Source organism: Providencia sp. PROV003 (assembly GCF_045040775.1).
GTDB lineage: Bacteria > Pseudomonadota > Gammaproteobacteria > Enterobacterales > Enterobacteriaceae > Providencia > Providencia huashanensis.
The window spans coordinates 3,348,806-3,369,298 of record NZ_CP096369.1; the positions used below are offsets into that span (position 1 = coordinate 3,348,806).

At 40.6% G+C, this 20,493-nt stretch carries 16 protein-coding genes; 6 read left to right on the plus strand and 10 right to left on the minus strand.

Features of this window, described 5'->3' with window-relative positions; all coding sequences use genetic code 11:
• Positions 1-705: 705 nt before the first annotated feature.
• On the minus strand, positions 706-1,599 hold the full coding sequence (locus M1F14_RS15350) for a LysR family transcriptional regulator (RefSeq protein WP_042843944.1): 894 nt from the start codon (positions 1,597-1,599) through the stop codon (positions 706-708).
• 124 nt (positions 1,600-1,723) lie between these two features.
• Here M1F14_RS15350 and M1F14_RS15355 point away from each other — a divergent pair, with 124 nt between their 5' ends.
• Entirely contained in the window at positions 1,724-3,373 is a 1,650-nt protein-coding gene (locus tag M1F14_RS15355) for an alpha-keto acid decarboxylase family protein (protein WP_042843945.1), read from the plus strand.
• Between the two features lie 65 nt (positions 3,374-3,438).
• On the opposite strand, the gene M1F14_RS15360 is transcribed toward M1F14_RS15355, so the two are convergent.
• Both M1F14_RS15360 and M1F14_RS15365 read right to left on the minus strand, forming a co-directional pair.
• A complete protein-coding gene (locus M1F14_RS15360) occupies positions 3,439-4,416 on the minus strand; it encodes a Gfo/Idh/MocA family protein (RefSeq protein ID WP_042843946.1) in 978 nt (325 codons plus the stop codon).
• 53 nt (positions 4,417-4,469) lie between these two features.
• The gene (locus M1F14_RS15365) at positions 4,470-5,387 is read right to left on the minus strand and encodes a LysR family transcriptional regulator (protein WP_042843948.1); all 918 of its coding nucleotides are present in this window, start codon (positions 5,385-5,387) and stop codon (positions 4,470-4,472) included.
• A 225-nt stretch (positions 5,388-5,612) separates the two neighbouring features.
• Here M1F14_RS15365 and M1F14_RS15370 point away from each other — a divergent pair, with 225 nt between their 5' ends.
• The 5 genes from M1F14_RS15370 to M1F14_RS15390 all read left to right on the plus strand — a co-directional run bounded on the left by M1F14_RS15370 (position 5,613) and on the right by M1F14_RS15390 (position 10,666).
• Positions 5,613-5,975, plus strand: a complete 363-nt coding sequence (locus M1F14_RS15370) for a DMT family transporter (RefSeq protein WP_232370527.1) — start codon at positions 5,613-5,615, stop codon at positions 5,973-5,975.
• A gap of 4 nt (positions 5,976-5,979) precedes the next feature.
• Positions 5,980-6,408, plus strand: coding sequence for a DMT family transporter (locus M1F14_RS15375; RefSeq protein WP_042843950.1), 429 nt, complete (start codon positions 5,980-5,982; stop codon positions 6,406-6,408).
• 268 nt (positions 6,409-6,676) lie between these two features.
• Positions 6,677-7,399 (plus strand): IclR family transcriptional regulator, encoded by a 723-nt coding sequence (locus tag M1F14_RS15380; RefSeq protein ID WP_181469241.1) that lies wholly within the window; start codon positions 6,677-6,679, stop codon positions 7,397-7,399.
• 26 nt (positions 7,400-7,425) lie between these two features.
• Positions 7,426-8,841 (plus strand): YfcC family protein, encoded by a 1,416-nt coding sequence (locus M1F14_RS15385; RefSeq protein ID WP_232370526.1) that lies wholly within the window; start codon positions 7,426-7,428, stop codon positions 8,839-8,841.
• Between the two features lie 10 nt (positions 8,842-8,851).
• The gene (locus M1F14_RS15390) at positions 8,852-10,666 is read left to right on the plus strand and encodes a CocE/NonD family hydrolase (protein ID WP_042844355.1); all 1,815 of its coding nucleotides are present in this window, start codon (positions 8,852-8,854) and stop codon (positions 10,664-10,666) included.
• 82 nt (positions 10,667-10,748) lie between these two features.
• Here the strand turns inward: M1F14_RS15390 and M1F14_RS15395 are convergent, their stop codons facing one another.
• From M1F14_RS15395 to M1F14_RS15425, 7 genes are all read right to left on the minus strand, one after another.
• On the minus strand, positions 10,749-11,894 hold the full coding sequence (locus M1F14_RS15395) for an ABC transporter substrate-binding protein (protein ID WP_181469240.1): 1,146 nt from the start codon (positions 11,892-11,894) through the stop codon (positions 10,749-10,751).
• Between the two features lie 18 nt (positions 11,895-11,912).
• Positions 11,913-14,036, minus strand: a complete 2,124-nt coding sequence (locus M1F14_RS15400; protein ID WP_181469239.1) for a TonB-dependent siderophore receptor — start codon at positions 14,034-14,036, stop codon at positions 11,913-11,915.
• 210 nt (positions 14,037-14,246) lie between these two features.
• On the minus strand, positions 14,247-15,101 hold the full coding sequence (locus M1F14_RS15405) for a DmsC/YnfH family molybdoenzyme membrane anchor subunit (RefSeq protein ID WP_181469238.1): 855 nt from the start codon (positions 15,099-15,101) through the stop codon (positions 14,247-14,249).
• An 11-nt stretch (positions 15,102-15,112) separates the two neighbouring features.
• The gene (locus tag M1F14_RS15410; protein WP_042843955.1) at positions 15,113-15,655 is read right to left on the minus strand and encodes a DMSO/selenate family reductase complex B subunit; all 543 of its coding nucleotides are present in this window, start codon (positions 15,653-15,655) and stop codon (positions 15,113-15,115) included.
• A 13-nt stretch (positions 15,656-15,668) separates the two neighbouring features.
• Entirely contained in the window at positions 15,669-18,251 is a 2,583-nt protein-coding gene (locus tag M1F14_RS15415) for a molybdopterin-dependent oxidoreductase (protein ID WP_048607069.1), read from the minus strand.
• 32 nt (positions 18,252-18,283) lie between these two features.
• Entirely contained in the window at positions 18,284-18,961 is a 678-nt protein-coding gene (locus M1F14_RS15420) for a molecular chaperone (protein ID WP_042843957.1), read from the minus strand.
• On the minus strand, positions 18,954-20,318 hold the full coding sequence (locus M1F14_RS15425) for a radical SAM protein (RefSeq protein WP_042843959.1): 1,365 nt from the start codon (positions 20,316-20,318) through the stop codon (positions 18,954-18,956). Before M1F14_RS15425 ends, M1F14_RS15420 begins: the two co-directional genes overlap by 8 nt.
• Positions 20,319-20,493: the final 175 nt, after the last annotated feature.

The following is a 20,493-nucleotide window of genomic DNA, read 5'->3' on the forward strand; positions in this document are numbered from 1 at the left end:
ATGAGGAACGGCAGATTTGGCACAAAGCTGCTGCTGTAGTCATGTGATAGACGTCCTTCTCTCAACGCAAGTCTTGGCATACTTATGCCGAGTATTCTTTTTTCCGAGGAACTACACCATGAACTCGATAAAAGTCATTAGTATAGACGCCACATACTCCATTAATAAACTAGGTTAACAGCATCATTAGGGTAGTGAGTATTTTATGTGCAACCAGCTCCACTAACAACGCGTGAGGACTAACCCATTGGTCAACAATGTCCCTATTTATAGTGCAGGCATCGAGGTATGAGATGTCCGCTACTGGCACCAAACTGCCTGACAGATTATGTTATACTCTATGCAATAGATTAGTGTTTTATACTGATGTAGTTTTACTTTGATAATCTTATACGTACTATTTTATCAGACACCTTGTTCTAAATGAGTACACCACTGAGTACAAAACTAAAAAACAAAAATTAAATCATTAAAAATCAAATAACTATAACATAAATTAGGGTTTAATGTGTAAACTACCACTTTAGTCTCACACTAATGCATTTTATTATCTAATAGTGTAAAGCGCATAAAACCTATGGGCTTTACACTTTTTATTTCACTTGAACATCAATATTTCTATAAAACCAAATGCCTCAATGCATTTAAACCCGCCCCTACTTGCTTCGTCCTGCATCGTATTTTTTAGTAATAAACACCAGGAATCTAGTGACTTTGGTCTTTAAGCATCTCTACCGCCAAATCATGCCATAGTTTTACACGGCGGTTTTGGTGACTGCTTTTTAATGTTGCTAAGGCTAAGTCATAAGACAGTACAGGCTCAATCACCGAAATGGCTGATAACCCTTTCGAATTGCTTTTATTCCACATGCTATCAGGAAGCAATGTCACCCCAACCCCAGCTTTAACCATTGCAGTAACCAAATCTAGGTGGTGACTACGTCCTGCAATTATTGGTTGCTTACCATAAATACCACATGCACTAATAACTAATTCATTAATTAAAAAATCATCTGAAAAGAAAATGAAAGGCTCATTCACTAATTCACTAAACTTGACCGTTTCTTTCTCAAACAATGCATGCTGTTCATTCACTAAGAGTACCAAGCGGTCAGTTGCAAAAATATGTAAATCATAGTCCTCATTGTCAAATGGCAGCATAACGGCAGCAGTTTCCACTTCTCCATTTAATAGTGCATCCATCATTTTACGTGTGCCTAACTCATGAATTTTCAACTCAATATCAGGGTAACTCTGGCTAAATTTCATGATTATGTCAGCAAAATATGTAGAAGCAATAACTGGGGGTAAACCCACATGTAAGATACCTGCTAATGGTCCTGACCTCTCCTTCAGTGATTTTTTCATATTGTTAAAAAGTTCAAGTAATTGCACCCCGTAACGATACAGAATTTCGCCTTCATCGGTCAGCTTAACCCCATCAGGTGCCCTCACTAATAAAATATAACCAAGCTCCTGCTCCAACTTTTGAATACTTCGACTGATTGCCGGTTGTGTAATAAATAAGCTTTTCGCCGCTCGGCTGAACCCATTAAGTTGTACAACCTCTACAAAATATCGTATTGCGCGTACGTCCATTTCTTCACCTATTACTTTTAGTTATAGCTACGATGATTATATGTGATTTCCAAATAAGAGAATTATGCACTAGAAATAATATAAAGCAGAAGATTTGTCTAATATAATTACTAGGAGCAATATAATGAGTAAGACAGTCATTGAACATGTTCTGAGCCGCTTAAACGAAATTGGAATTTGTGACATTTTTGGTGTTGCTGGTGACTATGCCTTCCCAATTGAAGATGCAGTTTGTGAAAGTAAAAATATGCGTTGGATAGGCAATTGTAACGAATTAAACGCCTCATATGCAGCAGACGGCTATGCGCGGACAAAGGGTGCCGCCGCACTGTCTACAACCTTTGGTGTGGGCGAACTGAGCGCATTAAATGGTATTGCCGGTTCTTATGCTGAAAACCTTGCTATTTTCCACCTTGTAGGGATGCCAGCAAGCGGCGTGCAGAAAAAACATCGCTTAGTTCACCATTCTCTTGGTAATGGTGATTTTGATGTTTTTTATCAAATGAGCCAACATTTAAGCTGTGCTCATGCCATTTTAACACCTGAAAACTGCATAGCAGAAACCGAACGTTTAATCACGACAGCCTTACATGAGCGGCGCCCTGTTTACCTAGGTTTTCCCTCTGACTACGCAGTCATGCCTGTCATCGCAGATGAAAACACTGAAACAATCACTATACATAAAAGTAATGATGAGTCACTATCAGCTGCAGTAACCGCTATCATAGAAAAACTCAATTCAAGCTCACAAGCCTGCGTTATTCCCGGTATTTTAACGGCTCGACTCGGCTTAGCTGACGATGTTCAAACTATTATCAATAAAACAGGGCTTCCTTATGCAACCATGTTTATGGATAAAGCTATTTTAAGTGAGTCTAATCCGAGCTATATGGGGATTTATAATGGCCAATTAATGAACCATGCTGTCGCTGAATTTGTTGAAAATTGTGACTGTATTTTAGGTATAGGGGCTGTATTAACTGATTTTAATTCAGGGAGTTTTACCGCAACTGTTAAAGTGGAAAACTGGATTAATATTCTAGCAGACCATGTCAAAATAGGCTCTGCCGTTTATCCACAAGTTTATATGAAAGACGTGCTTAGCGAACTGAAAAGGCTAGCCCCATCATTAAACCATCGAGGCATCACAGCACAAGGGCTCGGAGAACCAATTCAAAATCAACAAGGAAAAATTACCGCCGCCTACCTCTATCCACGCCTAGAAAAAATGTTTAAAAAGGATGATATTATTATTACGGAAACAGGCACCGCTTCCATGGGCTTAGGTTTCGCCTTATTACCTGAAAATGCTCAGGTCTATAACCAGACTCTATGGGGTTCGATTGGCTGGGCGACCCCCGCTGCCTTTGGCGCGGCCATCGCTGCACCACAGCGACGTGTTATTCTAGTCACAGGGGAAGGTTCACACCAATTGACAGTACAAGAAATTAGTCAGTTTGCCCGTTTTGGTTTAAAACCCATTATTTTTGTACTCAATAATGATGGTTACCTAATTGAGCGCTTACTCTGTAAAAACCCTGAAGCTTATTACAATGATATAGCTCAATGGAATTATGCACAATTACCCGCAGCACTGGGGTGTACAAATTGGTATTGCCAGAGAGTCACTGATTGTAACGAGCTAGATGCCGCAATAAAAGCAGCAGAGTTATCAGACAATGCTGCTTATATAGAGATCGTTATGGATAGGTATGCCGCATCTGAACTCGCACAAAAACTCGGTGATTCTATTGCTTCATTATATTCGTTTTAAACCAGAGTGTTCAGTACCCTCGGTGTTTTCATACACCGAGGTATAAAAAGCAACCTAAAAGTAGGTTACTCAAATACTAAGCCTACATCATGTTTTGATTGACTCAGTATCTTCGAGACGGTTAATGCCAATTCTAGCAGTTCTTGGCAAGTCGTTAATTTATTGGAGGCAATCTGATCACGAAAGAACGCAAATTCGTAAACCATATGATTAATTGCCCTATCCCGAGAAACCGTTGTGATGTCCCCATCAATACACACCTCAACTGATTCACAAAGACTCGGTGCGCCAATAACACGAATATAGCCTTTCGTCCCTTGAATAATAAAATAACCTGGACTTGCTGAATCTTTAGCGCCAACACAAGTAGCTACCGCAGTAGAAAAATAGGCCGTTAATACACCTGAAGTATCAATCCCATTATACCCTTTGTTGCAAATATATTGGCTTTTCTCTGGAGCCCCCAATAATGCGGATAACAGATAAATATTATAAAGGTTGATATCATACAGTGCTCCACCTGCTTGTTTGGGGTCAAATGCAGCATGAATATGGCCTTGTAAATAATCATTATATCGGCTTGAATATTGTGAATAATTACCTTGAATTATTTTTATTTCGCCTATTTTATCAATATATTGCTTAATAAAATGAAATTCAGGTGTGTGTATTGATGTAATAGCTTCGAATAGATATAAACCTTTTTGACGTGATAAAGAAATTAACTCCTGCAACTGTTCCCAATCTGGCGTGAAAGGTTTCTCACAAATAACATGCTTATTTGCCATCAACGCATCATAGGTATATTTGTAATGCAGATGATTTGGAAGCCCAATATATACAACATCAATATCCGGCTGTTGTAAGAGTTTTTCGTAATCCGTATACAAGCTAGCTATATCAAATTGTTGACAGATTGACTCCCCCTTTTCAATACTTTCAGCCCTAACACATAATGCGGCCAATTCTACCCCTTGCACCTGCGTTAGCGCATCAAGAGCCATCATGATTATTTTACCTGAACCAATCAGCGCTATTTTCATCTACGTTACCTATATAAGAAGAGTAAATTTTATTCTGCCACAGAGCATCACAATTAAGAAATCCCTTCGATTAATTTTTGATACTGACTCCCCGTTCCAAACTGTTCAATTAAAAACTCGGTAAATGCTGAGACTTTTCGTGGTAAGTATTCTTTTGCAGGATATACCGCATAGATATTGTGCTCAGGTAATTGATAATTCCCCAATAAAGGAACTAATTGATGGTTACTGTCACCTATAGCCGTAATGAAATAAGGTAACAATGCGATACCTATATCCGCTAATACGGCTTGGATTAGTGCCTGACTATTATTGGCGCGAAAAGACCCTTTTGGTATATGGCTATATTTTTTCCCTTTTTGGTAAAATACCCACTCTTGTCCTGCTTGGTAAAATGAATAGCACAAACAATTATACCCTTTAAGATCGGCGACTTTTTGGGGAGAACCATATTTCGCCAGATAAGATTTCGATGCATACAGCCGACTATGGCAAGGGGATAATTTACGCGCAATTAAGGACGAATCAGGCAACTCACCAATACGAATAGCTAGGTCATATCCCTCACTAATTAAATCTACTACTTTATCATTAAAAGATAACTCAACATTAAGCTCAGGGTATCTTTGCATAAACTGGGGGAGAACTTTAGCTAAGTGTAAAGTGCCAAAAGACATTGGAGCTGAAACCCTCAGAGTTCCTGTTATTTTATCACTAAATTTAGCGGCAATATCATCTGCCATAACCGCGAATTGATAAGATTGTCGAATATAACGAATATATACAGCCCCCGCTTCCGTCAAACTTACCGTTCGAGTAGTACGATGGAAAAGTTTTATTCCCAGTTTGTCTTCGACGATTTGAATTGTTTTACTTACCGCCGATTTAGTCATATTTAATGAATTTGCCGCTTTAGTCAGACTTAAACTATCAGCCACTGCAATCAAAACTGGAAATGCATTCATATCCATAGATACCCCATTGTCAACCAAAAGGAAACAGTGTGTTTTCTTGATACCAAAGAAAAAACAGCATACCTTATCGCTACAGAAATACAATGTTTACGCGATAAGACATATCATTATGAAAAATAAATATATTCTATCTTTTCTTGCCTTAGCCTCTGGGGTTTTACTGTCAATGATGATCATGGCAAATAGTTACCTAGCCCGCTTTACAACACCATTGACAGCATCATGGCTTACTCATGGCATCGGAACATTATTTTCACTCGTTATTTATTTTTTTTACTTACAAAAAAGGAAACAACAAGTAAGAAAACAACAAGTTCAGCCACAAGTCATAAAAAAAGGAAAATGATTTGGTATTTAGGTGGTATTCCTGGAGGCTTTACCGTTTTATTGGCAGCAATAACCGTTAATAGCCCACTATCACTTGCGGGAAGCATTATTTTAATGATCACCGGCCAAATTATATTCGGTTTGTTAGTAGACGCTATGGGCTGGTTTGGTGTAATAAAACGTAAAATTACAGTTAGTGACTTTCTGATGTGTACATTATTAATAACAGGCTGCAGCTTGTTAATTATAGGAAAATAATAAAATGAGTATATATATTTTTATCGCATTACTAAATGGTATTTGTATTGTCATTAGCCGCACATTAAATGGCAAATTAGCTCAACAACATAATGCGTTCTACAGTTCACTAATCAACCACTTTGTTGGTTTTTTGTTTCTCACTATCATGGTGCTCATTTTTAAAACATACCTGTTTAATTTCAATGAGATCCCGTTAGTTGCATTCATTGGCGGTATCATTGGTGCGTTTTTTGTTATCATTAATAGCTATGTTCTACCATTGCTTGGTGTCATGCTCACCTCAATACTGGCTATTTGCGGCCAAATGATTTCAAGCTTAGTGATTGACCTTGTAAATGGCGCACATAGTCAAAATGTCTACTTACAATTAATAGGCGTTGTATTAATTATTGGTGGTGTATCCATTCATTTTATCAGGCGAACCAATTAAATTACTTTTTAAGGTTTTTTATCTCTGTTTATTTTGTTTTTTACTTGAATAGCCATCCGCTTTCTTTATTTGCCAAATAGAAATTAACCAATTGTTTTATATAAAAAATCAATTATTAAATACACTTTCTAACACGCTAAATTCATTTTCAAAAACCTAATCCACCTCACAATTTATTAACAACTCTCTTGAATCATTTTTAGTTATTCCCCATGCTAATTTTATTATATAAACCAGTGGTTTACTGTACAAACCAAGTGAGGCAATCATGAAAGACAATATTGTGACGGCTGTTGATGATGCTTTATTACTGATGATGTTATTAGGTGAGAAAAATAACCTTGGATTAAGTGAGCTAGCTCGCTTATCTGGAATGAATAAATCTAAAGTATACAGGCTATTATGCACATTGGAGCATCGTGATTTTGTACAAAAAAATGATAACCCTGTTACCTATCATTTGGGTCATCAATTATTAAGCTTAGGAAATTGTGCTCGCCAGCAAATCAACTATATCCAAGTAGCTGATATTGAAGCTGAACATCTACGCCAACTTTTTGATGAAAACATTCAACTGCGTATACGTGATCACCATGAAATTTTGCAAGTTCTTCATAAACCTTCAGGGCAGTCACTACAAGTTCGCAGTGAAGCTGGTAACCGCCGCCCACTCGGTTCAGGTGCCTCAGGAAGAGTATTACTCGCCTATGCTCCTACCACTGTGCAGGCGCCCTTTGTTGAAAAAAATGCCTCCCTGACCAAATCCCTTGACGAAATACGGGCACGGGGTTTCGCCATTACACGCGGGGAATTAACGGCGGGAATAGGTGCTATTGCCGCCCCTATTTTTTCTCAACAGGGCGAATGCATTGCAGCACTCAGTATCAGCCTTCCTCTTAGCCGCTTTTCTGATGAAAAAGAACACAATATGACGGAGCAATTACTCCAAGCGACTCAACGTATTTCGAGGCAACTCGGCTACCACTTATAATTAATACAATAAAAGAGATAACACCCATGCAACCAACACAAACCACAATACACAGCCCATCACCATCTCCTGGCTGGCAAATGAACCCCGTTTTAGTGATGTTAACCATTGTTGTTATTGCTTTTTTAATGACTTACTTTGTTAATTCAGGGCAGTATGAACGCGAGGGTAAAAAGGTCATTCCAGGTTCCTACCAAACCATCACAAAACAAGTAACTGTTGACCAAGTATTGGGAATAGAAAAACCGGCTGAAAATGAAGCGGCTCCTGTCAGCCTACTTCAGCTATTCAAAGCCATTCCTGAAGGAATTATTAAACAATCCCCACTTATTTATATGGTGCTATTTATTGGTGGCATGTTTGGTATTCTCAATAAAACAGGCGCGATTGAGTCAGGTTTAGAAAGGTTGCTGCATGTCACTCGTGGCAATATTTACCTCTTAATCCCTTTTTTAATGATTGTTTTTTCTATGGGTAGTACCTTTATGGGGTTAGCTAAAGAGTATCTTTTAGTGATCCCGATGGTTATTGCCTTAATGAAGCGTGTCGGGCTTAATGAGCTCATCGGTCTTGCTATTGTCGCTATCGCTGTCAAAGTGGGTTATTTGGCATCAATTACTAACCCATATGCCTTATCTATTGCACAACCGCTCGTTGGCTTACCTGTGTTTAGCGGCCTCAGTATGCGGGTTGCAGCCTACTTTGCGTTTATTACTTTAGGGATCTTATTTGTTTTCTATAGCATTCGTAAGACAACATTAACTTCTTATGTTGTCGAAGAACATGTCCAATCAAGTCAGTTAACCCGCCGCCATAAACTCATGCTCATTGTTTTAGCGATTGGCGTGGCATTTTTAGTTTATGCGTCTAATCGCTGGCATTGGAAAAATAATGATTTATCTGCTTATTATTTATTTTTAAGTGTCATTCTCACTTTTTGTAGCGGCTTAACCGCCAGTGCAGCGGCGGATGCCTTTGTCAGCGGGATGAAAAAAGTGCTGATTGCTGGTGTCTTAATTGGCCTAGCTACCGCCGTTGAAATTATTCTTTCACAAGGGAAAATTCTCGATACCATTATTCATCAACTAGTTGGTTTAGTTGGCGACCATGGTGCTTATATCTCGTCATATAGCATGTTCCTTTCGCAGTTATTACTGGATGTCGCCATCCCTTCCACATCAGGTCAAGCCGCCGTTACTATGCCAATTTTAGGTCCAGTAGGGGAAATTTCAGGCGTTTCGCCACAAACAACCGTCTTTGCGTTTTTAATGGGCAATGGATTAACCAATATGATCACACCAACATCCAGTGGGCTACTCATCTTCTTAGCTACCGCAGGGGTAAGTTGGACGACATGGGCAAAATACATTTTTCCTCTATTTTTAATTTTTATGGCAGTCGGAATTGGCTTATTAACCATAGCAGTAACCATAGGGTATTAGCAGGATGGATATGAAGAATTACCGCGTAACAATGCGCGATGGGATCACGCTTTCTACTGATGTTTATTTTCCTCAGGGAAAATTATCAGCAGCTTACCCAGTTATTATTGAGCGTACACCTTACGATAAAACTGCACCTTCACGCTCAGAAAAAACGGCTTCTGGACATCAAATTACACGCCAAGAGATGGCCCAGTATTTCGTTAACCACGGGTTTATTGTGATATTTCAAGATTGCCGTGGGCGCTATGACTCTGAAGGAGTATTCACTAAATACATTAATGAAGCCGAGGATGGTTTCGACACATTACAATGGATCATGGAACAACCTTGGAGCAATAAGAGAATAGGTTCAATGGGCCTCTCATATGCCGCACACACGCAATTGGCAATGGCTTGTTTGAACCCTCCAGGTTTGCTAACTATGGTGTTAGATTCCGGCGGTTTTGCCAATGCCTTTCAGTGTGGGATCCGCCAAGGAGGCGCATTTGAACTTAAACAAGCTACTTGGGCATTTAAGCAAGCAAAATTAAGTCCATTAGCGCAACAATCGGCTAAAATAGCAGCAGCACTTGAGCAAGAAAATATTCATGATTGGTTTGCTGCAATGCCATGGCATCAAGGACATACCTTACTAAAACATGTCCCTGAATATGAATCCTACTTGTTTGAGCAGTGGGAAGAAGAGTGTTTTACAGATTATTGGCAGAAAATAGGCATTTATGCGGAAGGATATTATGACCAAATACCTGATATCCCAGTACTATTCATGTCCAGCTGGTATGATGCCTATGTCAGTTCCACATTAGATAATTACCGTGCATTTGTCACCAAGAAACAATCCCCGCAAAAATTAATCATGGGGCCTTGGTTACATGGGGATCGTAATATCACCCACAGTGGTGATGTCGAGTTTGGTGATATCGCAACATTTGACCGCAATGTAAGCGAAGATTGGTTATCTTGCCGTTTATCTTGGTTCCAAGAACACTTACAAGGTAATACAACTGACTGCCCCCATGAGGATGTAACTATTTTTATGATGGGGGGAGGTTCGGGTAAACGTAATACTAACGGGCGTTTAGAGCATGGTGGCCAGTGGCTAACCCATCACCAATGGCCGCTGCCCAATATTAAGCCTACAGCTTTCTATTTATGGCCCGACAATTCATTACGCCATGAAAAACACTCTGAAACAGTGTCTTTATCCTATTGTTATGACCCTAAACACCCCGTCCCGACAATTGGGGGGGCTTTAACATCTGGGCAACCCATATTTTGGGGCGGTGCATTTGATCAGCGTGAATTACCGCAGTTTTTTGGTAGCAAAGGAAATAACCTCCCCCTTGCATCTCGTTCTGATGTACTGGTATTTGAAACGGAAGAATTACAAGAAGAGGTATGCTTAGCTGGGGATATTGAAGTCTCATTATGGATCAGTAGTGATGCCCTGGATACCGACTTTACAGCAAAGCTGATCGATGTTTACCCACCAAGTGATGATTACCCACAAGGGTATGCAATGAATATCACCGATGGCATCATACGTTGCCGCTTTCGTAATGGCTATGAACAAAAACAGTTACTCATACCGGAGCAAATTGTTGAAGTGAAGATAAAACCATTTGCTTGTGCTAACCGCTTTACCAAGGGCCACCGTATCCGGTTAGATATCTCAAGCAGTAATTTCCCCAAATATGATTTCAATACCAATACGGGGGAAATGATTGCAGGTGATAGGAAATTACAAGTAGCCCGCAATAGCATACATATTTCGAGCGAACACCCATCAAAAATTGTATTACCTGTTATTAAACCACGTTAATCGTTTTCAATAATAGTTAATGTATTCCGTTACCTGCTTTAGTTATTTCATAACACTAAAGCAGGTAAAACATGGTCATCGCCTATTGTGCTTGTACCCAAAATACACCGTCACCATCTAGCGCGGTAAAAGTTTGGTGTAAATAGTCGCTATCGGCTTGGGGATCAAGATCCGCAAATAACTCCGGATGGATAAACTTCGCAATCGCCTCCACTGCAATAATATTAAATGGAGTATCATAATATTGTTGATATAGTGCTAATACTTGTTTGTTTTGAAATGCCGCTAACGAACGAAACTTAGGGCGTTCCATCAGCTTGTTCAGTCGCGCTAGAGACTTTTGTTTATCCCCTGTATAACCCAATGGTACTGAAGCGCTACCTTTACGGGTACTATCCCAATCAGCGGCTGTCATCAAATAGTAATCTGGGTTGCTGTGGATTAATTGCTCCTCACTAATTTCCCCACCCATGCCAATGCTAAACCATTGTGAACCGAGGTTATTTCCCCCTGCTGTTTCAACAAACTCACCAAAATTACCATTACCAAAGGTTTTACAACAGTAATCAACCCCTGAAATACCAGCGGCCCTTTCAATAAATACACTTGGACGTTTATCTTTATCAATCGAGGAGACCCTTGAACGAATTAACCCCAATTTTTGTTGATAAAACTGGTTAAATTCCTTCGCCTGCTGCTGCTCACCAAATACTTGCCCGAGTATCGTCATACTCGGCATAGTATTTTTAAGTGGGTATTGTCTAAAATCGATAAAAATGACAGGTAAACCGCTTTTTTCCAATAATGATAACGTCCCGCTTTCTGTTAGCTTGCTTTTCAAGCCAATATCAAAAATCAATAAATCGGGTTGAGCAACTAGCGCTTTTTCTACGCTGAAATCAGTAGTGTATGGGTTAGGAAACACAGGGATCTTTTTGAGTTCTGGAAATTTTTTGCTATATGCAACACTTAGGTCAGGTGCTTTTTTTATTAACGCGTCATCCCAAGCAATAACCCCTTTTAATGGCGTTTTTGGGTGTAGTATATTCAGTGCTACCAAGACACGGCTATCCGCTAACATTACACGGGATACTGGCACATTCACCGTGACTTCCCGACCTGCAATATCCGTGACCACAGTAGGTGCAGCCATGCTTGTAGCCGCAAAAAATAGGCTAACGACGCTAAGAATTACACCCAATTTTTTGATAGTTTGTCTACCAGTCATTGTTTTGCCTTATATTCATTAAAATTTCACAGACGCTTGAACGTAGTAAGTTCTCGGCTGCCCAACATAAATGCCATAATTGTTATCCGTAGAGCGTGTGAAATAGGTTTGATCAAATAAATTTTTAATACCAGCGGATAGCGTTAAATCAGACAAACTTCTCCCAAAATGGTATTCACCGCGAGCGTCCCATACCATATAACCTGGGATAGTCCCATAACGGCCATCCACGCTTGGTTTAGTAACATATTGGTCTGTTGTGCCTGGTGACTCTTGGGTTGATTGCGCATAAGTATTCAAGTTCCAAACCCAATTCCCCGTTTCGTAACGGCCACCTGCGGTGAATACTTGGCGTGAATAAAAAGGTAAATCTTTATGAGCAAAGTTCCCTTTCTTACTCACCGCCTTAGTGTAGGTATAGGTACTGTAAACACTCGCGCCTTCAAGTGCATCAGTAAGGTCAGATAAGTTGTACCTCGCGGCTAACTCGACACCTTGGTGTGTTGTTGCACCTAGGTTCGTCCAACCCGTTGTATTTTCAACGTATAATAATTGGTCATCAAAATCGATATAAAATAATGTTGCTTCAAGGGACAAGGCGGTATTGTCGTATTTAGTACCTACTTCATAATTATGCGCTTTTTCTGCACTTAACCCATTCGCAGGTGAGTTACCAACCCCTTTAGTATTCAATTGGAAATATTGCAAACTCCCAAATGATGTGCTGGCATTGGCAAATAACTTCCATTCATCATCAATATGGTAGATCACTGCTAGTGCAGGAAGTGGTTCACTATAACGTTTACTGCGATGTTGTTCTTTAAAGCTATCGTCTAAATGAATGTTAATATTTTCGTATCTAATTCCGGGAATAAGCGTCCAATTACCAACATCGATAGTGTCATCCAAATAAATCGCATGGGCTTCTGTTCCCCCAGACGTGTGCTGATAATAATTATTGGTATCAGGGCGAGTGCTTTGGCTCCCCGCTTGGTACCAATTTGAGCGGTACGCTTTTTCATCTGCCGTTTCATTTAAATAACGATAACCAATGGTAACCTCATGGGAAATATCATTAAAACGGAATAATTGCGAGTAACTTGGTTCAATCGCATAAGCAGTATAATGACGAGGGTAAGACACTAAGCGCCTTTCATTCGCTTTTTCTTTATGGTCACTTTCTATATAACTCCCCCGGTAACTTTTGCTAAACCAAGTCATCAATTCAAATTGTTTGTCATCTACTTCGTGCTTGTATTTCAATGACAGATCCTGCCGATTACCTTCAAAACGGTCATAAGGCCGTGTTGATTGGAATGGGTCAGCATTATATTCAGCTTGGGTCAAGCCTCCGGGCATACCCGACATTGCACGGTAATAATGAAAATTAGCTAATAATTCATCGTTATCTGTTAAGGCATAACGCGTTTTCAGCATGAGGTCATCAATATCCGTGTTATCATTGCTTTTACGGTAACCTTGCCCGTGTAAACCCGAATAAAGCAAAATTGCCCCAGCAGAATCATCCGCTTTAGAGCCCCCTAGCGAGGCATCCACTAATGTTTTTAACCCGCCTGTTTTGGCACCCTGCGTCTGTACTGATACACCGCCACCAAAATCTTTAGGGATAGGCTTAGTCACAAAATTAATCACTCCCCCTACATTTTGTGGCCCATAACGTACTGAAGCCCCTCCGCGTATGACATCAATAGATTCAATACTTCCCAAAGATAATGGGGACATAGAAAGCTGTGGCTGGCCATAAGGTGCTGCGGCTAATGGCATCCCATCAAGCAAAATAGTTGAGCGCGGTGAAAGACGCGAAGTTAACCCACGGACTCCCACATTCAAAGAAACATCACTGCCACCGGTTCCATTACTTTCACGAACTTGTACACCTGGGATCCCTTTTAATGCATCTGCGATTGTTTCACTGCCAGTTTCTTTTATTTGTTGTTGTGTTTTTACCGTTCTAGCGCCGGGATGATTAAATACCACTTCACTGTCTTGTGTATTTTCGAGCCAATTGCCCGTAACTGTGATTTGGTCACTCTTTGTATTATCAGCCGCAACAGCGTAATGAGATATCAGAGCAGTAGAAATTGCGAGGGGGGTAAGTAATTTGCTAGTTTTTAATTTCATAACCGATGAGCTAAAAGAGAATTAAGAGCGATAATGATAATTATAATCATTAATAACAATCAACATAATTTACTCACTTTTGGTAATTAATTTGTCAATAACCCACTTTTACAATCATAATTTAGTTTTTGCTGTACTAAAATGCACATAAGCATATAAAAAAAATCCGAAGGAGCTCACCTTCGGATTTTAGATTAATATGATGATAAATTAACCACCAAGTGAGAAAAATACCACTCGTCCAACACCCTCACCGGCAAAAATACACAGCGTGGCCAAAGACATCACAACCGTAGCGTTGGTATTTTGCCCCGTCTTTTGGCACAGCAAGCGGCCAACAAATAGTATGCCTAATGCGATTAGCACTACACGAACAAGGCTTAAACTCAGTAGCCCTTCTGGCATTTCACGCTGGGTCATACCGAGGTAAATCGGCTCACCTATATTACCAAGCAGCGATAAAGCCCCTAATAACATAAGTAGTATCCCCATAATACCTAGCCCTAAGGTAATTTTAACCACTCGTTGTACCTGCTCTTCTTTCGCACTTCGGCGCAAAGACCCCACCAGCAAAAGTGCAGCAACAACACCGCCTACCAGTAATACCGCGCCGAAGAAACTCGCGTAAGTGAATAAACCATTCCATAAGTTAAATAATGTATTGGCATATAACGCTGACATCGCATACATATACATCAAGCCAGCAATCGCACTCAGTACCAGTAATGCAGCATTCGCTTTTTGTTTCAGTAAAAGTAAAGCGACACTAAAAAATAGTAACCCCATGTAAATTGCAGTCGCCCAAACTTCACGGCTCATCCATGAGGTCGACACGTGCAGCATAGTGTAAAACATGTGCAGAGGGTTCCCCATGTGAAATAACGAACCGAGTAACCCAACGCAGCCTAAAACAAAACTGGCTAAAACAGGTCGTTTGATAAACTGAACATTCTGAATATCATTTCCCCCGCCAAGTACCCGGAAATAACAGATTAATGCAACAACCAAGCAGCCCACTGAGGCCTGCATAAATAAGGTGAAAATCACCAATGGAAATTCATGCATGATAGTTTTCCTTATCCTTTCGTGCCGACAACAAGGTTCGGCTTCGTGATTGATGAGCTTGGTAACCCATCAATATCCGCATTTGTGCCATATTTTTTGCGCAATTCACTGATTAAGCCAAATTCAATGGCACGCATTGGGCAAGAATCCACACACATAGGGTTTCCCCCTTTCTCACGCAGGTCGATGCAGGTATCACATTTGGTCATCATACCAATACTCGCATCAAATTGTGGTGCTTCATATGGGCAAGCCCAAGTACAATAGCGGCATCCAACACATTTATTGTGATCGACCAACACAACCCCATCTTCTTCACGTTTATGCATTGCCGTTGTTGGGCAATGACTGACGCACTGAGGGTCATCACAGTGATTACAAGCTATTGACAAATGCCAGAGACGAGGCCGCGGGTATTCCCCAACTTCAACGTCATATACTCGGCGAAAATTACGCCCAACCTCAAGGTCGTTCTTGTCTTTACAAGCTACTACACAGGTTTTACACCCAATACAGGCAGCAACGTTTATATAAAATCCGACTTGTTTATCCATTTCTTATTGCCCCCTAAAAAATAATACGCTGTGGAATAGCAGCATCTGGAACTAATTGATCACCATGCCATTTCTCGATATTACACAGCATGGTGTTCCAACCTGATGTGCCAAGACCCGTTGGTACTTGGATCGTTAGCGTATTATCAGCCCCTGCCATATCTATCCCTGTTTTTTCATCCACATTCGTCCAACTACCATGAGGTAATGCAACCACTCCTGGTTTCATCGTTTGGGTAACCAATGCTGGACGTACAATTTTCCCTTGTGGGCTTGTAACTAACACCGTTTCACCATGCTTAATTCCTAGGCGCTTTGCATCCGACGCATTGATGTAAATTGGGCTAGGCCACTGCTCGCGTAACCAAGGCACATTATCAAGGGTACTGTGTGAACGGCGTAAATAATGAGGGTTATAGATTTGGAATGGATAATCCCCTTTTTCTTTTTTAGAGAAATCCTTAAAGCTAGCTTCATAGCCATTTGCTGAAGGAATGTACTCAGGGATCGGAGGTAATTTTGTCCAACCACATTCATCCGCTTTTTCTACCAATGTTTGGCAATAAATTTCAAATTTACCACTTGGCGTTGGGCGCGGATTCCCTTCAGGGTCTCGAATAAAGTCTTCATAGGCGATATAACCATAGTTATCACCTTTAGTTCGTTTAACTTGATATTTCCCAACGGTAAGAAACTCATTCAATGTAATGCGACCTTGCTGAGGTTTGCCTGTCACTTGCCATTCATCAATGTCTGCTTGGGTAATTGTCAGCAATGGCTCAGTGGTTTTACCATCTTCACCAATAATTGTTGCACCATTAAGCTTATTGAAGAACTGCTGTTTCTCAGAAACAGGGAATACTTCATCGACATTAATGCCAAGGCGTTTTCCGATTTCTTTGGCAATCCATTGGTCACTTTTCGCTTCATAAAGAGGTGGGGTCACATTAACCGCGGCAATAATAACTTCGCGGTTGCTTGGATTTAATATGGTCCCTTCACGCTCCCATTCGGTAGTTACTGGCAGTACAATATCGGAGTATTTAGCGCAAGTGTGTGGAACATAAGCTGCTGTTACCACTAATTCCACATCTTTACGGTAGGCTTCAATACTCTGCGAAATATTGGCGCGTGTTTGCAGTGTGGCATTAAATGGGTGGATAATCATTTGAATGTTAGCGTTTACATCACCCACACCGCGTTGACGGAATTTTTTCTCTAATAATGCACGGTTGAGTTCATTATGGTTAATTTTCAGGCTAATTGGGTTTGGCACCGCCGGTAAACCACTGTCGCCAGCCATCACTAAGCGAGTACCGTTATTCCCTGCCGCAAAATGGCAGCTTACCCCTGTCATACGCCCCGGTTTACCCATATGCCCTGTCATAAAACCTAAGGTTGAGAATGCTTGTACCCAACCTTCTCCATTATGAACACGAGCTGGAGCCCAGCCAGTAAGTAGTGCCACTCGGTTTGTCCCACCAATTTCACGGGCCAATTTACGGATATCTGTAGCGGATAACCCACAAATGTTAGATGCCCATTCAGGTGTTTTCGGCTCCCCTGTATACGTACCTAATAAATAATCTTTAAAATTACCTTTTGGATCAGCCCCTGCTGGCATATTAGTTTCATCAAAACCAACCGTACAACGGCGCAAGAAATCCCAATCAATTAATGGGTTATCTTGGCTGTCCATTTCCAATAGAGCATACATGATGCCCAACGCTAAAGCGTGGTCAGTACCCGGGTTAATAGGGTACCAATCAGCATCCATTAATTCCGCTGTCGCAGTATAGCTTGGGTCGATACAAATAAACCGAGCTCCTGCTTTTTTTGCTTGATAGTAGTTATAGGTTGGGCTACCAGGGCTACTCCACGCAGGGTTTGCCCCCCACATAACAATCAATTGTGAATTACGCATATCAAAGCGATCATTGGTACCAAAGGTATAAAAACCTTCTAACAACCCTAAATGGGCTGGTGTTTCAAACCATGCTCCCCATGACGTTGTTCCCCAGTCGCCAACAAATCCACCCGCTTTCGCATAAACATTTTGGATATCAACACCATTGCCGCCTGTGATCCAAATGGATTCATTACCATATTTTTCTTTGATGCGTTTGCTTTCTGACGCAACAATATCAAGTGCTTCATCCCAGCTAATACGTACCCACTGGTCACGCCCACGCAAGCTTTTATCTCCCCCTCCGGGAGCCCAACCTTTACGTTTCATTGGGTATTTTAATCGATCGGCGCCGAATACCTGTTTACGTTGAGAACGCCCACGTAAACAGCCTCGTTGTTGTGGAAAGTCAGGTGAGTCCGCTACCACATCATCTGTTTTTTGCCTAACAACGACACCTTCAACGACGAGGGCTTTATTGACACAACGACCACCGCAGTTATGCCAACATGCCACGGGCTTCCATGTCCCTTGAGTGACAGCGTCGGTTGCTTGGGCAACGGCTTTTTCCTCTTCTGGTGTTGCAGCATAAAGTCGTTTACTTAGCGGCAACGTAGCCATCACTGATGCCGCCGATGTCCATGCTAAAAATGAACGACGACTTAAGGCTACTTTCTGTCTTTCTGACATTGCTCTTACCTCTTCACTTTGCTTTATTATTATTAATTAACTAATTCATTGATTCTTTTAAGGTCGTTGCGCAAAAAAAGCTCTAAAAGTGAGCTTAATTGGCGATAAAATAAGGTTTCTGCATGGTTATGCATTGCACGGCAAAACGGGGTAATAAATGCTAAAAGATGCGTATCTAAGAATGCAGATGACCCTAACAATAATTTTTTTGCGTCTTCGCCTAGCTCATTTCCAACATCGACAATCGCAACAATGCGTTGACTTAAATTCCACATAAAATCTAACTCAAACCCAATATGATCTGCTGCCTCCATGTCACCCTCAGGTAATTGGAACCCATATTTTTGATAAAAGGTTTTTACAGCTAATGTGTTTTCTTGAAACAACAATTTGTCACGGGAGACATAAGTAGACTCCCATGGTGCCGCCGGAGGCGCTTCTGGGCCAATAAATAAGCGGGTAAAATCCCAATGTAAATCTTCAAAACTATCCGCGTTTGCTTGTAACGTCCGTGACTGTAAATCTTTTCCCATTTCCTCAATTGCATTTTTCATCGCGGGTAATGCTTCATCACAAGGGAATAATGCCAACCCCGTATTATCCAAATAATTTAATAACTCAGGGGTAGGTTCTTCTATTAATAAGCGTCTTAATACGTCATAAGCAAATTGACGCGCATAGAGATAATCAAATGTTGGGATGTTATTCATTACAGGAACCTTCATGCAAATCGGCCAATAAAAATTGAGTTGGTGTCGTTAATTCAACCTTCACTTCTTTAATTAAAGGGTTGCCCTGCTCATCAGGCTCAATGATGTGTGAGGTGAGTGCGATGGGTAAATCAACGAGGGAAGTTAAATACAAAATAGATTCGGGATTAAACTGCAAAAAGCCGTGCAACAACTCTTCGTGATAAGAAATTCCCGCTTGTTTTAATAGTCTTGCTACTTGTGGGCGGTCATCACCAAATACTTTGGCGCTTTTATAAAAATAATCGCGAGATGAAAATAGATAATGTTGCCCAATAAGCTGAGCATGTTGCCGAAAAAATGCGTTACTTTGGTATACTTGACCTGTGTGTTTATTCTCCAAGGAACAATAATGCACACCAAGTGATAGCTGTTGTTCTAATGCAAATTTAACCACACGCAAACAAGCTAATTCACTTTGGGAGACAGCAAGCCCACCTGCATACCAATAATTGTAATACACTTCATAAGGGGGGTTTTTAAGTTGAAAGCCCCGTGATTGGTAAGCGTCACTATTTGTTAAAGGAAAACAAAATTCCAATAAGTTAATCCCATCTATACCAATATCATCTAACCGCATGAGTAACTTGTACATTTGCGGTTCAGTGCCTGGGATAACCGGCATCTCTACCATCACCGTCGGGAAAATTTCTCTTGCTAATTCAATGCGGTGTAAAACTTTCTCAATCCGTTCTTCTGCATCATCAATTTTGATGCTAAAGCGAATTTCTTTAAGGCCTGCGTTTGCTAAGGCTACCGCTGTGCTACGGTCTAATGGGTCACCAGCTGTATATAAGCGGCTATGAACCTGAGGTAATTTCTGTTGAACTGCTGCGAAAAACGCAATGCTCTCTTGGCGGAAAAGTAATGGTTCACCTCCCGTTAAAGCAATATGTGTTAGCGGGTATTTTTGCTCTGCAATTGCAGCAACTTCGCCAACAGCGTCCCTCATCTCATGTTGAAAACCTTGGTAGTTCTCTTGGTTAGGATTAAAACAAAAATAGCAGTCGCGGTGGCATTTTAATGATAAAAATGTGGTGTAACTCCCTTCCCCTGTGCGGCACTGCACACAAGCACTCGATAGCCAATGACTATGTATACTCTTTCCATTATTCGCAAAACATGCACCTAGCGCTTTAATATCCTGTTTAAGCTGGTTTATCTCACTTTGCTGTGAAAAAGCAGGTTCAAAACTAACCCCATATTGAGTAATAGCTTGCTGTGTTTGTCTCTCAATATCCAAATAACGCATAGCATAACGCTTAAACTCAGCGTTATTGATGGTAGGCAACAGCCTATCAGTAATCGGATAAATCATAGTTTTCCTTCAATTTACTGACGAATAGTTTCTTTAAAATTTGAGCTTCATAATTCGAATAAAGAAATATAATAACCATCTAATTCACTGGCAAACTGATAACAGAACAAAGCCGTGCCAATAATTACATTCGTGTTATTGAAATAAACTGGAAATTACTAACTTCATTAAATAA

What these genes read in the sequence shown, in the direction of transcription:
- M1F14_RS15405 (WP_181469238.1), bottom strand. Translation starts at nt 15,101, where the DNA reads ATGCATGAATTTCCATTGGTGATTTTCACCTTATTTATGCAGGCCTCA.
- M1F14_RS15390 (WP_042844355.1), top strand. Translation starts at nt 8,852, where the DNA reads ATGAAGAATTACCGCGTAACAATGCGCGATGGGATCACGCTTTCTACT.
- M1F14_RS15375 (WP_042843950.1), top strand. Translation starts at nt 5,980, where the DNA reads ATGAGTATATATATTTTTATCGCATTACTAAATGGTATTTGTATTGTC.
- M1F14_RS15355 (WP_042843945.1), top strand. Translation starts at nt 1,724, where the DNA reads ATGAGTAAGACAGTCATTGAACATGTTCTGAGCCGCTTAAACGAAATT.
- M1F14_RS15365 (WP_042843948.1), bottom strand. Translation starts at nt 5,387, where the DNA reads ATGGATATGAATGCATTTCCAGTTTTGATTGCAGTGGCTGATAGTTTA.
- M1F14_RS15380 (WP_181469241.1), top strand. Translation starts at nt 6,677, where the DNA reads ATGAAAGACAATATTGTGACGGCTGTTGATGATGCTTTATTACTGATG.
- M1F14_RS15400 (WP_181469239.1), bottom strand. Translation starts at nt 14,036, where the DNA reads ATGAAATTAAAAACTAGCAAATTACTTACCCCCCTCGCAATTTCTACT.
- M1F14_RS15415 (WP_048607069.1), bottom strand. Translation starts at nt 18,251, where the DNA reads ATGTCAGAAAGACAGAAAGTAGCCTTAAGTCGTCGTTCATTTTTAGCA.
- M1F14_RS15370 (WP_232370527.1), top strand. Translation starts at nt 5,613, where the DNA reads ATGGCTTACTCATGGCATCGGAACATTATTTTCACTCGTTATTTATTT.
- M1F14_RS15425 (WP_042843959.1), bottom strand. Translation starts at nt 20,318, where the DNA reads ATGATTTATCCGATTACTGATAGGCTGTTGCCTACCATCAATAACGCT.
- M1F14_RS15410 (WP_042843955.1), bottom strand. Translation starts at nt 15,655, where the DNA reads ATGGATAAACAAGTCGGATTTTATATAAACGTTGCTGCCTGTATTGGG.
- M1F14_RS15420 (WP_042843957.1), bottom strand. Translation starts at nt 18,961, where the DNA reads ATGAATAACATCCCAACATTTGATTATCTCTATGCGCGTCAATTTGCT.
- M1F14_RS15395 (WP_181469240.1), bottom strand. Translation starts at nt 11,894, where the DNA reads ATGACTGGTAGACAAACTATCAAAAAATTGGGTGTAATTCTTAGCGTC.
- M1F14_RS15360 (WP_042843946.1), bottom strand. Translation starts at nt 4,416, where the DNA reads ATGAAAATAGCGCTGATTGGTTCAGGTAAAATAATCATGATGGCTCTT.
- M1F14_RS15350 (WP_042843944.1), bottom strand. Translation starts at nt 1,599, where the DNA reads ATGGACGTACGCGCAATACGATATTTTGTAGAGGTTGTACAACTTAAT.
- M1F14_RS15385 (WP_232370526.1), top strand. Translation starts at nt 7,426, where the DNA reads ATGCAACCAACACAAACCACAATACACAGCCCATCACCATCTCCTGGC.